Raw genomic sequence first — 15,211 nt, 5'->3', positions numbered from 1 at the left:
ATCGCCGCGTCGCTTCACCGGCGCGGCGGTTGAGCTGTGCTGTGCGCATTAAATGAATCCTTTGCGTGATCGGTCGAATTGGGACCGAGACGCATACGTCGGACCGCAGTGCCGTCTGCGCCAAACGCGGTGTTTGATGGGTCCCAACATCGCCCAAGGGGCGGGTGCCACGGTAACGCCCCTGTTCATTACCGTGACCCCGCCCCGGGGCAAGCGACCTGCGCGCGTGATTTTCGCGCGATCCGGGCGCGTCGCCGCGCACCGGGGGCCGGGATGAGGGAACGGCCCCCGGCACGAAATCAGTCGTCTGCCAAAGCCTCCTCGAGGTCATCCAGGTTCTGGCCGCGCAGAAAGCGCGGCGCCATCAGCGCGATGTAGAAATCGACCATCGCCTTACCCCGAATGAAACTGCTGCTGCCAGCCGCGGCGGGCGGGGCGCGGGTCTAGACGCTTGAGCAGCGTCTGCGTCAGCCGGATCGCATCGCGCAGCCCCAGCCTTTCCTGCTTCAACTGCTTGAGGCGCAGCGTGTCGGCGGCCGGGCGGCTTTCCTCGCGCGTGATGCGCAGGTCAAGCTCGCGGTGCCGGCGGGTCAGCGTGTCGATCCGGGCTTTCAGGCTCTTGGGCGAAAGAATGCGGCGTTTCATCAGGGTCCTCCCTTGGTGATGCTGTTCGGTCAATCGTGAAAAAGACATGGGAAGGGGCGGGCCGCGGTTAAATCCTATCGAAGCTGAAAATCCGATAGGAAAACCCTATCTTGAAAAAGCTCGAGACGAGGACCATGGCATGGACGAGATCACCTTGCGCCAGTTGCGCTATTTCCTGTCGCTCTGCGAGGCGGGCCATTATCGCAAGGCCGCTGAACGCGCTGGGATCAGCCAGCCGTCGCTCAGCCAGCAGATCGTTCGGCTGGAATCCGCGCTTGGCGTCGACCTGGTGGAGCGGGGGCGACGCGGCGCCGTCCTGACGCCGGCGGGGCGCGAGGTCCGCGAGCAGGCCCGAAAGGTGATCGACGAAATCGAAACGCTAACGCAACGGGCCCGCGCGGCGCGGGACGGCATCGGCGGCACGCTGCATCTTGGCACCACGCCGACGCTGGGGCCATATCTTCTGCCATTCGTGACCCGGCGCCTGCATCGGGCGTATCCGGCGCTGAAGCTGGTCATTCGCGATGCCGCGCCGCGCAGCTTGCAGGATGACCTGATCGAGGGGCGGCACGACATGATCCTGACGCAGCTGCCGGTGCAATCCGCCGATCTCGACGTGATGCGCCTCTTTCGCGAGCCGTTGAAGCTGGCCGTGGCACAGGACCATCCGCTGGCCGGACAGGCGCGTGTCGAGGCGGCGGACCTGCACGGGCAGGATGTGCTGTCGCTGTCCGATGCCTACCTGTTGCATGGCCAGATGCTGCGGCTGTGCGAGGATGTGGGCGCGCGGCTGCGGCAGGATTACGAAGGCACCAGCCTGGATGCGCTGCGCCAGATGACGGCGCTGGGGATGGGTGTCAGTTTCCTGCCCGCGCTCTATGTCCGGTCCGAGGTGGACGGCAAGGAGGACGACGTGGCGATCCGGCCCTTCCGCGATGGCCGTCTCGCCCGGTCCATCGGCCTGGTCTGGCGCCGGCGGGCGGCCCATGCGGCGCTGGCGCGGCGGGTCGGCGGCATCGTGCAGGCGGTCGTGCAGGAGCATTTCGCAGACCTGGTCACGCTGGAGGGATAGATGCGCAGATACAGACCCGGAGACGATGTCGGACCGCTGGAGCACTGGCCCTTTGATGCGCCGCAGAGCGACTACAGGATCGTGCGGGGCGATCCGGTCTGCCACGGGCGGCTGGATGCCGGCGGGCCGGGCCATGCCACGCGGGCGGGCATCTGGCGCTGTTCCGAAGGCGCGTTCGACTGCACCGAGCAGGGCGACGAAATGATGGTCATTCTTCAGGGCCGCTGCCGCATCACCGATCATGCCACGGGCGATGCGCTGGACCTTGGCCCCGGTGACACAGCCTTTGTCCGGGATGGCATGCGCGTGACTTGGGACATCTCCGAAGAGGTGACCAAGGCTTTCATGGGCTGGAAATCCGGCGGCTATTGATCCTTTGCGTCGATTTTCGCAGATGTCGGCCCGTGCCCCTCGCCGCGGCCGTCGATCGTACTATCCTTCTTGGCGAACCGCGGTCCGGCCTTCCGCCGGTCCGCCAACCGATGCAACAGACCGGGAGGGTTCCCATGACCACCAGACGCAATTTCCTGATCGGCAGCGCCGCGGCCGGCACCGTGACCGTGCTGCCCTCGCTTGCCCTTGCTGCCGAAGAGGGCGCCAGCATGAGCGTTCTCGACGGGGGCGTGACCCTTCACCCGATCTCGCATGCGTCCTTCGTGATGGAGACGTCGGCGGGCGTGGTCTATGTCGATCCGGTGGGCGCGGCGGCGGACTATGAGGGCCTGCCCGCGCCCGAGCTGATCCTGGTCACCCACCGCCACGGCGACCACTACAGCGCCGACCTTCTGGCGGCATTGCCCGAGGTGCCGATCCTGACCAATGCCGACGTGATGGGCATGATGCCCGAGGACATGCAGGGCCGCGCGCAGGCCATCGCGGCGGGCGAGACCACCGAGATGATTGGACTCGGGATCGAGGCCGTGCCCGCCTACAACATCACCGAGGGCCGGATGGATTTCCACCCGCAGGAGCGCGGCGATATCGGGTTTGTCGTGACGACCGATGCGGGCCGTATCTATATTTCCGGCGACACCGAAGGCACCGACGAGATGCGCGGCCTGCAGGACATCGACCTTGCGTTGGTGTGCATGAACCTGCCTTTCACCATGACCGCCGAACAGGCCGCCGACGCGGTGGCCGAATTCGCTCCCGCAATGGTGATCCCCTACCATTATCGCGGTCGCGACGGCGGCACCCAGGACCCCGAAGCCTTCGCCCAAATGCTGAGCGAGGCCGGGGCCGACACCGAGGTGTCGCTGCATGACTGGTACAACGGTAACCTGAGCTGACGCCCGACGTGGCAGAGGCCTCCCCCCCCAAAGACGTACAGGGACAACATATGAAATACACTTTCCTGATCGCCGCCATGGCTCCCCTTCTTCCAGGTATGGCGATGGCGCAGTCCGGGCCCAGCCTGTCCTTAGCGGCGGGCATCGGCGGGATTTACCAGCCCGAATATTTCGGCTCCGACGATTACGAGGCCGGGGTCACCGGCGGTTTCGGGTTCGGCCACCTCAGGATCGGTCGTCTCGAATTCGGCGATCCCGATCCCAATGCCGTCGATCTGGGCTGGCGGCCCCGTGGCTCGATCCGGGTGATCCGCAAACGCGACAGTTCCGAGCACGTGGAACTGACCGGCTTGCGCGATGTCGACTTCAGCTTCGAACTCGGCGGCGGCGTCGGCTACACCGCCGAGAACTTCCAGGCCTTCGCCGATGTGCGCTATGGCGTGATCGGCCACGAAAGCTGGGTGGGCGAGCTTGGCGCCGACGCGATCTTCCGTCCGTCCGAGGACTGGACGGTGACGGTGGGGCCGCGCGCGCTTTGGGGCTCGGGTGATTATACGTCCACCTATTTCGGCGTGACCCCGGCCGAGGCGACCCTCTCGGCCTTTCCCGCCTACGCGCCCGGCTCAGGTCTCGTCAGCGCGGGGATCGAGGTCGGCGCACAGTACGAGCTGTCGCAGAACTGGTATCTCGACGGGACCCTGGCCTGGAACCGCTATGTGGGCGACGCGGCGGATTCGCCCATCGTGCAGGACGATGACAGCTTTCAGGTGTCCCTGATCGTGATGCGGCGGTTCAACTTCGGGCGGTGATGTCGCGCTTTGCGGTTTTGCGCTTCTAAAAGCCCCGGTTCCACCGGGGCTTTTGCATTATTGCCGGTAGAGGCCGGCGATTAGCCACGCGACCAATGGTGTGATCCCCAGCGAGATGAGCGGGACCAGCACGCCCGTCAGCACCAATGTCCGCACCGCCATCGGCCAGTGCGGCCCGATGGTTCGTAGAATTACCAACCCTGCCATCACCAGTGGCCAGACAACCAGCCACACCAGGAATATCCGCAAGACGCGTCTCATGATGCCGTGCCCTCCATCTCGTCCGCGATGATCCGGAAATAGCCGGGCAGGATGGCCGTCAGCCTGTCCCGCCCCTCGGGCGTCAGGGCAATATGCCGGAGGCGGCTGTCGCCTTCGTCCGTGGTCTTGGTCACCAACCCATCGTCCAGCAGCGTCCGCAGGGTGCGCGCAACCACCGGGCCGGAGACATCCAGCCGCTCGGTGATCTCGCCCACGGTCAGGCTGTCGCGGTCTTCCTCGCGGTCGATCACGATCAGGAACAGAAAACGCAGCTGCGACAGCCCGTGCCCCGCGAAATAGGCATCCAGCAGGCGGATCAGCAGGCTGGCCCGCCGCAGCAGGGTCAGCCCCTCGCGGATCGTCTCCGGGTTTGTGTCGTAATGGCCGGAATAGCTTTCGATCATGCGCCGCGTGGGCAGGTCCTTGAGAAAGAACATGGGACGGGCTTTCAGGCCAGAGGGTGCATGAAGGTCAGCTCCACCGGCGCGGCCAAGAGATGCTCGTAACGCTCGAACACCGCGCGGGTATAGGCTTGGGCGTGATGCGCGTCGAAGGCTGCCTGATCGTCCCAGATCTCGGTCAGGTGCAGGGTGTCGCTGTCGAGGTTGCGGTGCAGGGTGAAATGCTGGCAGCCCGCTTCGGCGCGGGTCTCGGACAGGATGCCGAGGATGGCGTCGCGGGCCTCGATCAGGCACTCTGGCTTGGGGTGGATGGTGGCGAAAACGCTGAGGGACATGGGTCGGCTCCTTTGATTCTGTATTTCATTTACCATGATATATATCATGGTAAATGTAAACCTGCCGCATTTCGCAAGAGATCCCCGATCACGTCCGGGATGTGTGGGTGAAGAGTAGCGGGCCGTGGCGTGAAGATGAATAAGGTCCCGGAATGCGCCGGGGTCTTTGCATTTTTGCCAGAGGTTCGGTCCTGTTTCCGAAAAGTTTTTGGAGGCGTTCGCGTCAGGGGCGGTACCCTGTAGACTTTGCTGCCGTTCACAACGGAGGCGAGCGTCAGCCCCTGGGGTGGTGATCCGACACCAACTATGAAGCACTTTATGCCTGCCAAACACATCCTCGGAAGGATCGTTGCGCCCAACCTCAGCCAAATCGCCAGCCCAAGGGAGGGGCTGACGATGGCCGGGCCGCTTCGCGGCTGTTAACCGGCTGGGGGCGCGATACCAGTGTCATGCAACGGGCTCGATCCCGACATGGGGTGCGGACGACCAGACATAAAAGACGTTAGATCTACGAGCCCCAGCGCGGAGTCAGGCCGCAGGCCCCGCGCCATCGCCGGGCAGCCCCCACGGCCCGGTGATTGGGTGACGCTCGGTGCATCGCTCAATTCTGTTTCGGATCTGGCTTGGATAAAGCACTGCCGGACCATCGTCGGATCGCCGCACCGCGGCCCGTCAATGGCGCTAGGGGCTATGGATCACACGTGTCCCCAAAGGGTTTGAGGCGAGCATTTAGCGCTCAGTCCACGACGCTCACTTGCGCCACGAAACGCGAAGACCCCGGATCGCGCCGGGGGCTTCGACATCGCGTAGAGGTGTCAGACGAACACAAACTCGTCCGCCACCGGGGTCAGCGCCGCGTCCACCGCCGCATCCAGCGCCGCGCCGTCCTGGAACGCAAGGTTCTGAATGCGCGTGTCCAGGTCCGGCCCGGTATCGGCCTCGGCGAATGCCGTGGCGGCGGTGTTGTGGTTGTCCAGCAGGTACTCGGCCAGCGCGTCCTGCTCGGTGCCGTCATCGGCGAAGGTCGCATCGCCGGTCTGCACGCCTTCCACTTCGAGGGCGGTAAAGTCGAAATCCTCGGGGAAGGGATAGCCGTCACCGCCGCCGATGAATGTGCCGTCATCGTCAAACCGCGGCGCGGCCAGGAAGCCCAGCGTCACCACGCCGTATTCCTGGTCGGGGTTCACGATCACGCCGTCATCCACAAGCACCGCTCGGATCTCGCCGGTGTCGGGGTCGACAAAGGCCGCGTCGTCGATCCGCGCGCCGGCGGGCGCATCGGGGTCAAAGCTGAACTCCACGCCCGCCACCTGGATGAACTGGCCCGCCACGCCGGGCAGGGCGGCCACGCCGTGCTCCAGCACCGCCACCAGCTCGGTCGCGGTCAACTGGCCGACGACGAGGTCGTTGTTGAACGCGAGCGTGGTCTGGATGTCGTTCTGGCTGATCCCGCCCGTCGGTTTCACGACGTTGCCGTCGCCGTCGAGGATCTGCTCGTTCACGGTGCGCACCGGTTCGCTTCCGCCGGCAGGCACCACTGTCTGTCCGATCGAGGCGCGGATGCCGCCGCCGTTCTTGATCGACACCCAGACCTCGGTGTCCGACTGTATCTCGTTGGCATAGTCCAGGTTCGCGTCCGCCGTCAGGTTGCCCAGGTTGGTTTCCTGGGTGCGCACGCCATCGGGGTCGTCGCCCGCGCCGGTGCCGGACCGGTTGCCGTTCAGGAAGACGTCCGAGATGCCGAAGACATTGCCTTCGGTCGCAAGGATCTGGTCCTGGATCGCGTCGGCGATGGCCTGGATCTCGGGGTCGATCAGACCATCGGCGTTCAGGTCCGCCACGCCCTGGTCGTCGGTGGCGTAAGCGCCCGAGACATCCGCGTCATAGCTTTCGGGGATGATGTTGCCATGGGCGTCGAACTCGATCACCAGGCGCCCCACGTATTTGTAGCTGCCATCCGTGTTGACGACCGCGGTGGTGGTGCCGCCGGCGTTGTCGATGAAGGCCGGGTACTGGCCCTGATCGCTGTCGCCGTCGCGGGCCCGGTCATTGTCGTCGAAAAGCCGCGTGTTCGAGCCGCCGGCGACGATGATATCCACGTCCGACAGCCGTTCGGCCAGCGCGAACTCGATGTCGATCTGCTGCATGTGCGCGAGCAGGATCACCTTGTCCATCGTGGGGTTCGCGTCCAGCAGGGCGTCGACCTCGGCCTGAATCGTGGTGGCCAGCGCGTCCAGCTCGGCCTCGGTCGGCTCGGTGCCGGCCCAGCCCGGGGCGATGCCCACGCCACCGGGCGATGAGATCGAGCCGAGCGTCGGGGTGGTGGCCCCGATGACGCCAAAGCGTTCGCCGTCCTGTTCGATCACGGTCGATGAGGTCACGACGCCCGCCTGCGGGGCCTGCCCGCCCTCGACCGCCAGCGGCGCGAGGTTTTCGTCGGTGGAAAAGTCGAGGTTGCCCGACAGGTAGGGGAAGAGCGCCCCGGCGAAATCCATGCCGTCAAGGTCGGTGCCCGACAGGGCCGAGAAATCGCCCGGCGCATCGCCCGAAATCAGGCTTGCCAGCGTGGCGGTGCCGAAGTCGAACTCGTGATTGCCAAGGGCGATGGCCTGCACGCCAAGCTCGTTCTGGATTTGCAGGTCGGCGATCCCGGCCGAGCCGAAAACCGCCGCCGAGGCGTCATAGAAGAGGCCCGGAATGAAGGCGTCGCCCGAGGAAAGCGTGAGCGTCGCGTCGGCGCCCACGTCCTCGTCGCGCAGCGCGTTCAGCACACCCGAGAAGTTGGGCGCGTCCGCCACGGCGGCGGCGCCGGCTTCCTGGTCGGCAAAGTGCAGCAGGTTGAGCGTGAACGTCTCCTTGCGGCCCAGCATCTCGACCGTGACATGCGCCTCGTCGCTCTCTGTCTCTCCGTCCGAGACCCGGTAGGTGAAATCAAGCTCGCCGTCGAACCACGGGAAAGCTTTCACCTTGACCGTGCCGTCCTTCTTGATCTTGAGAAATCCTTCGACGACACCGGACTCCTCGTCCTTCAGCAGGAAGAACTTGCGGTTGCCGACGGTCTTGCCGTTGATCTCGGATATGAACAGGTCGTCCGCCTCGCCGTCTTCGCCGGACAGGTCGTTTGCCAGAAGATCAAGCTTTGCCTTGCGGCCCACGACGCGCGCTACGTCATCGGATGCGGTCGGGGGCGTAGCAGGGGCGTCGTCGTCGCGCGGATTGCACCAGTCCCAGAAGCCGGGAAACTTGTCTTTCCAGGACTGGCCACGGTGGCCCCACGGCGTGCCGAAATCGTGTTTGGAAAACATCGTCGAAATCCTCTTTGCAGGCAAAATCCGCGTCGCAGCAACGCGGTCTGGTCCTGAAAAGAGCGGGTTTTGCGTAACAGGGGCGCAGCGAATGCGTTAAATTTTTGTGACGGCACCCGGTTCGGCGCGGTCCTGCCGCTCAGCGTCGGGCGCGACGGTGGCGCAGAAATGACCAGACGGTCAGCGCGGCAAGCGCGACAAGGGCGGCCTCGCCGATCAGGCGGGTCACCCGGCCCAGCCCCGCCACCGCGGACGGATCGGCAGCCTGCGCCCCGCCATTGACCAGCACCAGCGTCACCACGCCGGGAACCAGCACCATCCCCGACACCATCGGCCAGAAAAGCCAGCGCGTCGCAGACGGGTAGAGCATGGCGCCCAGGCGCTGTTGCCACCACATGAGAGCACAGACGAGCGCAGGACCCAGCAGGGCCAGAAGAACCGCGACCAGCGGTGCGACGAAGACCTCGAAGACCGGCGCGTCGCCGCCGCGCCACCCGGTCGCGCCGCCGCCGCGGCCGAACGGAAAACCCCAGATCAGCTGGGGTGCCAAACGCGAGAGCGCGAGGCTTGCCACGCAGAGCAGCAGGTAGATCTCGACCCCGAAGGCATAAAGTCGCCAAGGCGCGGCGCGACGGCGGTGCAGCACGCTACCGCCGATCACGATGACCAGTATGCAGGCAAGATAGATCATCCCGCGACGCCTTTCTTGAACGAGAAAGGCCCCGGATCGCTCCGGGGCCTGTCGAAAGGTTCAGGCTGGATAGCCGCCGCTTAGTGATGCGCGGGCTGCTTGTCCCAGTCTTCCCGCTTGGGCAACTGCTCGAACGTGTGTTCGGGCGGCGGGCAGGGCAGGGTCCATTCCAGCGTGTCGGCATATTCGTTCCACGGGTTGTTTTGGGTCACCCGCGCGCCGCGGAACAGCGAATAGGCGATCACACCGAAGAAGAAGATGAACGAAGCGAAGGACAGGAAGGCGCCCAGCGACGACCAGTAGTTCCAGACCGCGAAGGCCTCGGGGTAGTCGATGTAGCGGCGGGGCATCCCCTGACGTCCCAGAAAGTGTTGCGGGAAGAAGGTCAGGTTCGCACCGATGAACATCGCCCAGAAGTGCAGCTTGCCGGCCCATTCCGGGTACATCCGTCCGGTCATCTTGGGGAAGTAGAAGTAGACCCCCGCGAAGATGGCGAAGACGGCGCCCAGCGACATCACGTAGTGGAAGTGCGCCACCACGTAGTAGGTGTCATGGTACGCCCGGTCGATGCCCGCCTGGGACAGGACGATGCCGGTGACGCCGCCCACGGTGAACAGGAACAGGAAGCCGAACGCCCAGAGCATCGGCGTCTTGAACTCGATGGCGCCGCCCCACATCGTGGCGATCCAGCTGAACACCTTCACGCCCGTCGGTACCGCGATCACCATCGTGGCCAGCATGAAGTAGGATTGCTGGGTCAGCGACATGCCCACGGTATACATGTGGTGCGCCCACACGACGAAGCCGAGGAAGCCGATGGCGATCAGCGCCCAGACCATCGGCAGGTAGCCGAAGATCGGCTTGCGCGCGAAGGTCGCGATGACATGGCTGATGATGCCGAAGCCGGGCAGGATGATGATGTACACTTCCGGGTGGCCGAAGAACCACAGGATGTGCTGGTAGAGCACCGGGTCACCGCCGCCCGAAGGCTGGAAGAAGGTCGTGCCGAAGTTGCGGTCGGTCAGCAGCATGGTGATGGCGCCGGCCAGCACCGGCAGCGCCAGCAGGATCAACCACGCGGTGACGAAGATCGACCACGAGAACAGCGGCACCTTGAATAGCGTCATGCCCGGCGCGCGCATGTTCAGGAAGGTGGTGATCATGTTGATCGCGCCCAGGATCGAGCTTGCGCCCGACACGTGCACGGCAAAGATCGCCAGGTCCATCGACATGCCCGCCTCGTTGGTCGAGAGCGGCGGGTACAGCACCCAGCCCACGCCCGAGCCAAGCTGCCCGTTGCCGCCCGGCGCCAGAAGCGAGGCCACACCCAGCGACGTGCCGGTGACATAGAGCCAGAAGCTGAGGTTGTTGAGGCGCGGAAACGCCATGTCCGGCGCGCCGATCTGCAGCGGCATAAAGTAGTTGCCGAAGCCGCCGAAGAGCGCGGGGATCACCACGAAGAACATCATCAGCACACCGTGATAGGTGATCATGACGTTCCAGAGGTGTCCGTTCGGGGTACATTCGCCGGCCGCCGCCGCGGTGAACCGGGCGCCTTCCATGCACATGTACTGAACGCCCGGCTCCATCAGTTCGAGCCGCATGTAGACGGTGAACGCCACCGAGATCAGCCCGACGAATGCGGACGTCACCAGGTAGAGAATCCCGATATCCTTGTGGTTTGTCGACATGAACCAGCGGGTGAAGAACCCGCGGTTGTCGTCATGTCCGTGGCCGTGAATGGCTGCGTCTGCCATCTGGGTGCCTCCTGCTGGTCATTTATACAGGGACACCGATTGGGGAAGTAAGGTCAGACAGACTCCCCCGCGACGTGTCCCGCAACACGTGGAAGGTTCTAGAATGCCCCGCGGCAATGAGCAATGCGCCAGATTGACATAGCGGGATATTTTTTGTCGCAGCCGGACGGGCCGTGAAACGCGGCCGGAGGCCCGCAAAACTTAACGATTCCTTCACCAAAGCGGTGTTTGACGGGCGCGGGCGAAACGGCCCCCAGGGCGCAATCGAAAATCACCGGCCGCTCTTGAAGCCCCTTCGGCCCACGCATAAGGTTCACTCCGACGCGGGCCGATCCACGGTCCGGCCGATGTGCATCAAGAGGCAGGCAACATGACAGACCCGATGGAAACCTACATGAACACGCTCGTCCCCATGGTGGTCGAGCAGACCAGCCGTGGCGAACGGGCCTACGACATCTTCTCGCGCCTGCTGAAGGAGCGGATCATCTTCGTGAACGGCCCGGTGCATGACGGCATGTCCAGCCTGATCGTAGCACAGCTGCTGCACCTCGAGGCGGAAAACCCGTCCAAGGAAATCTCGATGTATATCAACAGCCCCGGCGGCGTGGTGACCTCCGGCCTGTCGATCTATGACACGATGCAGTACATCAAGCCCAAGGTCAGCACGCTGGTCATCGGCCAGGCCGCCAGCATGGGCAGCCTGCTGCTGACCGCCGGCGCGGCGGGCATGCGCTTTTCGCTGCCCAACAGCCGAATCATGGTTCACCAGCCCTCGGGCGGCTACCAGGGCCAGGCGACGGACATCATGATCCACGCCGAGGAAACGCTGAAGCTGAAACGGCGTCTTAACGAAATTTACGTAAAACACACCGGACAATCGCTGAAAAAGGTCGAGGAGGCGCTGGAGCGCGACAACTTCATGTCTCCCGAGCAGGCCAAGGACTGGGGCCTGATCGACGAAATCGTGGAAAACCGGGCGAAAGGTGACGAAGACGACAGCTGATCCGCGCATCCGCGGCACGCGAGGGGGCAGGGGCGATTTTGACATTGAGGTGCCAAACGCTCTGCCCTAAGCTGCCTCAAACGGACGTGAAACTAGCGACCCGCGCAAGGGCCGGATGAACCGGCCTCATCCATCCAGGGTGGCGCACATGATGGGTCTGACATACGGCGCAGGACGCCGAAAGGTGCAAGAATGGCGAACAACTCCGGTGGCGACAGCAAGAACACGCTCTACTGCAGTTTCTGCGGCAAGAGCCAGCACGAGGTCCGAAAGCTGATCGCGGGTCCCACGGTTTTCATCTGCGACGAATGCGTTGAACTGTGCATGGACATCATCCGCGAGGAAACCAAGACCGCCGGCCTGAAGGCGACGGATGGCGTGCCCACCCCGCGCGAGATCTGCGATGTGCTGGACGATTACGTGATCGGCCAGGCGACGGCGAAGCGCGTGCTGTCGGTCGCGGTGCACAACCATTACAAGCGCCTCAACCATTCCGGCAAGAACGACATCGAACTGCAAAAGTCCAACATCCTGCTGATCGGCCCGACGGGCTGCGGCAAGACGCTTCTGGCGCAGACGCTTGCGCGGATCCTCGACGTGCCCTTCACCATGGCCGACGCCACCACGCTGACCGAGGCCGGGTATGTGGGCGAGGATGTCGAGAACATCATCCTCAAGCTGTTGCAGGCGTCCGAGTACAACGTCGAACGCGCGCAGCGCGGCATCGTCTATATCGACGAGGTCGACAAGATCACCCGCAAGTCGGAAAACCCCTCGATCACCCGCGACGTGTCGGGCGAGGGCGTGCAGCAGGCGCTTCTGAAACTGATGGAAGGCACCGTGGCCGCCGTGCCGCCGCAAGGCGGGCGCAAGCATCCGCAGCAGGAATTCCTGCAGGTGGACACCACGAACATCCTGTTCATCTGCGGCGGTGCCTTCGCCGGCCTCGACAAGATCATCAGCCAGCGCGGCAAGGGCAGCGCGATGGGCTTCGGCGCCGACGTGCGCAACGTGGATGAGCGCAACGTGGGCGAGGTCTTCAAGGATCTCGAACCCGAGGACCTGCTGAAATTCGGTCTGATCCCGGAATTCGTCGGTCGCCTGCCGGTCATCGCGACGCTGGAAGACCTGGACGAGGATGCGCTGGTCACGATCCTGACCCAGCCCAAGAACGCGCTGGTCAAGCAGTACCAGCGCCTGTTCGAACTGGAGAATGTCGAACTGACCTTCACCGAAGATGCGCTGACGGCGATTTCCAAGCGCGCGATCGCCCGCAAGACCGGGGCGCGCGGTCTGCGTTCGATTCTCGAGGATATCCTTCTCGACACGATGTTCGAACTGCCCGGCATGGACAATGTCGAGGAGGTCGTGGTGAACGAGGAAGCGGTCACCGCCGAAGCTGCGCCGCTGATGGTGCATGCCGACGCCAAGAAGGAAGAGGCCAGCGCCAGCTGAGCACCCTCCGCCCCGGCGCGGTCAAATTTTCGAAAAATTCGCCCATGAAAATCCTGTCGATTTTCATGGGCATTTTCTTTGCAAGAAAATGCTGGCCCGCACAGGCAGGGACCAAGCCAGCAGCGCCGCGGCGCGTCACGCGCGGGCTTGCCGGAAAAGGCGCCGGACTGGCGGATAGAGGCCGCCGCGGCCTCCTGCGGGCTGGACCTTGGCGACAATCTGCGGCATATCGGGACCAGCGACGTTTCGGAGGATCATGATGGGTCTGCTCACCTCTCTTTTGCGCGCCGTCACCTGGTGGAACGGCGCCACTTTGAACACGATGATTCACACCCGGCGCAAGGGCGTGAAGGTCGGTGAGGACGATCAGGGCAACATCTTCTACCAGACCGGCGACGGCAAGCGCCGCTGGGTGATCTTCAACGGCGAGGCCGAGGCCAGCCGGGTCAGCCCGGAGTGGCATGGCTGGCTGCATCACACCTACAAGGAGCCGCCCACCGAGGCGCCGTTCAAGCGCAAGCCGTGGGAAAAGCCGCACGAGGAAAACCTCACCGGTACCGCGCTGGCCTATGCCCCCGCGGGCTCGATCCGCCGGGCCGAACCGGCCGAGCGGCGCGACTACGAGGCGTGGAGCCCCGAGTAACCCGGCGTCCCCGGACGCTTTCAACCAGGAGCCGCGCATGGCCAGCGAGAACTTGACCGAGGTTGCCGTCGGCGGGGCCGTCCTGGCCATCGCCGCCGCCTTCGTGATCTATGCCGGACAGGTCAGCGGCTTTTCCGCCGCCGCCTCGGAATACGAGTTGCGCGCCAGCTTCCGCAGCGCCGACGGCATCGACGTGGGCACCGATGTGCGCCTCGCGGGGGTCAAGGTGGGGCGCGTGACCGACATGCAGCTCGATCCCGAAACCTACCGCGCCCGCGCCGTCTTTACCGTGCGCGAGGATATCGAGGTGCCCGACGACAGCGCGCTCGCGATCAGCTCCGAGGGGCTGCTGGGGGGCAACTTCGTGGAAATCATGCCCGGCGGCTCGCCGTTCTATTTCGCCGCCGGTGACGAGATCGAGTTCACCCAAGGCTCGGTCAGCCTGATCGGGCTTCTCACCAAGTTCGTGGCCGGCGACGAGGCCGGACAAGAGGCCGGCGAATGATCCGACGCCATCGTGCCTTGACCGCCATTCTGGCGGCGTTGCTCTGTGTCTCCGGCGCGCAGGCGCAGGCGCAGGAGCAGGTCGAGGTCGGCACCGGCGTCGTGCTGCGCTGGGTCGACAAGATCACCACCGAGACGGGCGACCTGGAAATCGCCAATGCCAGCGCCGGCAATGTCGGCCGGATGCGGATCGAGCTGGGCGAGTGCCGCTATCCCGCGGGCAACCCGGCGGGCGACGCCTTCGCCTTTCTCACGGTCCACCCCGAAGAGGACGCGCCGCCGATCTTCTCGGGCTGGATGATGGCCTCGTCGCCCGCGCTGAACGCGGTCGAACATCAACGCTACGATATCTGGGTGCTGCGCTGCATCACCCAGTGAGGCGCGGGGTCGAAGGGCGGGTGGTTGATATCCGCATCGATGCGCAACGCGTGTTCCAGCGCTTCGCGGTACGTCGCCCGCGGAATCTCCTGCGCGCCCAGGCTGGCCAGGTGCTCGGTCTGAAACTGCGTGTCGAACAGGACGAAGCCGCAGCGCCGAAGATGCCCGGTCAGGTGCGCCAGCGCCAGTTTCGACGCATCGGTGCGGCGCGAGAACATGCTTTCGCCGAAAAAGGCCGCGCCTAGCGTCACGCCATAGACCCCGCCCGCCAGCACGCCGTCCTGCCAGATCTCCATCGAATGCGCGTGGCCCATGCGGTGCAGGTCCATGTAAAGCGCCCGGATCGGACCGTTGATCCAGGTTTCTGAACGGGCGGCACAGCCGTCGACGGTGCCCTTGAAATCGGCATTGAGCGTGGCGGTGTAGGCGCCCCGGCGCACCCGGCGGGCCAGGGACCGCGACACGTGAAACCCGTCGAGCGGCAGCACGCCGCGCAACCGCGGATCGACCCAGAACAGCTCCGGATCGTCGCGCGACTCGGCCATCGGGAAAATTCCCGCCGCGTAGGCCTGCAGCAGGAGTTCCGGATCGAGAGGCGGCTGGCGGTTGGACATGGACACTCGTGTCGGCGGGCAGGGCGGCGTTTACCGTTCGTTACGGGAT

At 64.7% G+C, this 15,211-nt stretch carries 17 protein-coding genes; 9 read left to right on the top strand and 8 right to left on the bottom strand.

What is annotated here, in order from left to right:
• Positions 1-393: 393 nt before the first annotated feature.
• Positions 394-645, bottom strand: a complete 252-nt coding sequence (locus ACQY4V_RS10415) for a YdcH family protein (protein WP_428511413.1) — start codon at positions 643-645, stop codon at positions 394-396.
• Positions 646-784: 139 nt separating this feature from the next.
• On the opposite strand from ACQY4V_RS10415, the gene ACQY4V_RS10410 reads away from it, so the two are divergent.
• The 4 genes from ACQY4V_RS10410 to ACQY4V_RS10395 all read left to right on the top strand — a co-directional run bounded on the left by ACQY4V_RS10410 (position 785) and on the right by ACQY4V_RS10395 (position 3,815).
• The gene (locus ACQY4V_RS10410; RefSeq protein WP_428511411.1) at positions 785-1,717 is read left to right on the top strand and encodes a hydrogen peroxide-inducible genes activator; all 933 of its coding nucleotides are present in this window, start codon (positions 785-787) and stop codon (positions 1,715-1,717) included.
• A complete protein-coding gene (locus ACQY4V_RS10405; protein WP_428511409.1) occupies positions 1,718-2,089 on the top strand; it encodes a cupin domain-containing protein in 372 nt (123 codons plus the stop codon).
• Positions 2,090-2,223: 134 nt separating this feature from the next.
• Positions 2,224-3,006 (top strand): MBL fold metallo-hydrolase, encoded by a 783-nt coding sequence (locus ACQY4V_RS10400; protein WP_428511407.1) that lies wholly within the window; start codon positions 2,224-2,226, stop codon positions 3,004-3,006.
• Between the two features lie 50 nt (positions 3,007-3,056).
• Positions 3,057-3,815 (top strand): MipA/OmpV family protein, encoded by a 759-nt coding sequence (locus tag ACQY4V_RS10395; protein ID WP_428511405.1) that lies wholly within the window; start codon positions 3,057-3,059, stop codon positions 3,813-3,815.
• A gap of 57 nt (positions 3,816-3,872) precedes the next feature.
• Here the strand turns inward: ACQY4V_RS10395 and ACQY4V_RS10390 are convergent, their stop codons facing one another.
• From ACQY4V_RS10390 to ctaD, 6 genes are all read right to left on the bottom strand, one after another.
• Positions 3,873-4,076 (bottom strand): hypothetical protein, encoded by a 204-nt coding sequence (locus tag ACQY4V_RS10390; protein WP_428511403.1) that lies wholly within the window; start codon positions 4,074-4,076, stop codon positions 3,873-3,875.
• On the bottom strand, positions 4,073-4,513 hold the full coding sequence (locus ACQY4V_RS10385) for a MarR family winged helix-turn-helix transcriptional regulator (RefSeq protein WP_428511401.1): 441 nt from the start codon (positions 4,511-4,513) through the stop codon (positions 4,073-4,075). Before ACQY4V_RS10385 ends, ACQY4V_RS10390 begins: the two co-directional genes overlap by 4 nt.
• An 11-nt stretch (positions 4,514-4,524) precedes the next feature.
• On the bottom strand, positions 4,525-4,812 hold the full coding sequence (locus tag ACQY4V_RS10380) for a putative quinol monooxygenase (protein ID WP_428511399.1): 288 nt from the start codon (positions 4,810-4,812) through the stop codon (positions 4,525-4,527).
• 815 nt (positions 4,813-5,627) lie between these two features.
• Entirely contained in the window at positions 5,628-8,117 is a 2,490-nt protein-coding gene (locus ACQY4V_RS10375) for a 5'-nucleotidase C-terminal domain-containing protein (RefSeq protein WP_428511397.1), read from the bottom strand.
• 139 nt (positions 8,118-8,256) lie between these two features.
• Positions 8,257-8,808: a hypothetical protein gene (locus tag ACQY4V_RS10370; RefSeq protein WP_428511395.1), complete on the bottom strand. Its 552-nt coding sequence runs from the start codon at positions 8,806-8,808 to the stop codon at positions 8,257-8,259.
• Positions 8,809-8,888: 80 nt separating this feature from the next.
• Positions 8,889-10,565: a cytochrome c oxidase subunit I gene (ctaD, locus tag ACQY4V_RS10365; RefSeq protein ID WP_428511393.1), complete on the bottom strand. Its 1,677-nt coding sequence runs from the start codon at positions 10,563-10,565 to the stop codon at positions 8,889-8,891.
• A 370-nt stretch (positions 10,566-10,935) separates the two neighbouring features.
• On the opposite strand from ctaD, the gene ACQY4V_RS10360 reads away from it, so the two are divergent.
• The 5 genes from ACQY4V_RS10360 to ACQY4V_RS10340 all read left to right on the top strand — a co-directional run bounded on the left by ACQY4V_RS10360 (position 10,936) and on the right by ACQY4V_RS10340 (position 14,548).
• Complete coding sequence (locus ACQY4V_RS10360; protein ID WP_152492983.1) at positions 10,936-11,568, top strand: ATP-dependent Clp protease proteolytic subunit; 633 nt, start codon at positions 10,936-10,938, stop codon at positions 11,566-11,568.
• 192 nt (positions 11,569-11,760) lie between these two features.
• Positions 11,761-13,023 carry an ATP-dependent Clp protease ATP-binding subunit ClpX gene (gene clpX, locus ACQY4V_RS10355; protein ID WP_428511391.1) on the top strand — a complete coding sequence of 421 codons (1,263 nt, stop codon included), beginning with the start codon at positions 11,761-11,763 and terminating at the stop codon, positions 13,021-13,023.
• 259 nt (positions 13,024-13,282) lie between these two features.
• Positions 13,283-13,666 carry an NADH:ubiquinone oxidoreductase subunit NDUFA12 gene (locus ACQY4V_RS10350; RefSeq protein ID WP_428511389.1) on the top strand — a complete coding sequence of 128 codons (384 nt, stop codon included), beginning with the start codon at positions 13,283-13,285 and terminating at the stop codon, positions 13,664-13,666.
• A 37-nt stretch (positions 13,667-13,703) separates the two neighbouring features.
• Entirely contained in the window at positions 13,704-14,171 is a 468-nt protein-coding gene (mlaD, locus tag ACQY4V_RS10345; RefSeq protein WP_428511387.1) for an outer membrane lipid asymmetry maintenance protein MlaD, read from the top strand.
• Entirely contained in the window at positions 14,168-14,548 is a 381-nt protein-coding gene (locus ACQY4V_RS10340) for a DUF2155 domain-containing protein (protein ID WP_428511385.1), read from the top strand. Before mlaD ends, ACQY4V_RS10340 begins: the two co-directional genes overlap by 4 nt.
• On the opposite strand, the gene aat is transcribed toward ACQY4V_RS10340, so the two are convergent.
• On the bottom strand, positions 14,512-15,162 hold the full coding sequence (gene aat / locus ACQY4V_RS10335; protein WP_428511383.1) for a leucyl/phenylalanyl-tRNA--protein transferase: 651 nt from the start codon (positions 15,160-15,162) through the stop codon (positions 14,512-14,514). The genes ACQY4V_RS10340 and aat overlap by 37 nt on opposite strands.
• Positions 15,163-15,211: the final 49 nt, after the last annotated feature.

Source organism: Roseovarius sp. (genome assembly GCF_965277045.1).
Classification (GTDB): domain Bacteria; phylum Pseudomonadota; class Alphaproteobacteria; order Rhodobacterales; family Rhodobacteraceae; genus Roseovarius.
This window is presented reverse-complemented; position numbering and strand designations above follow the sequence as displayed.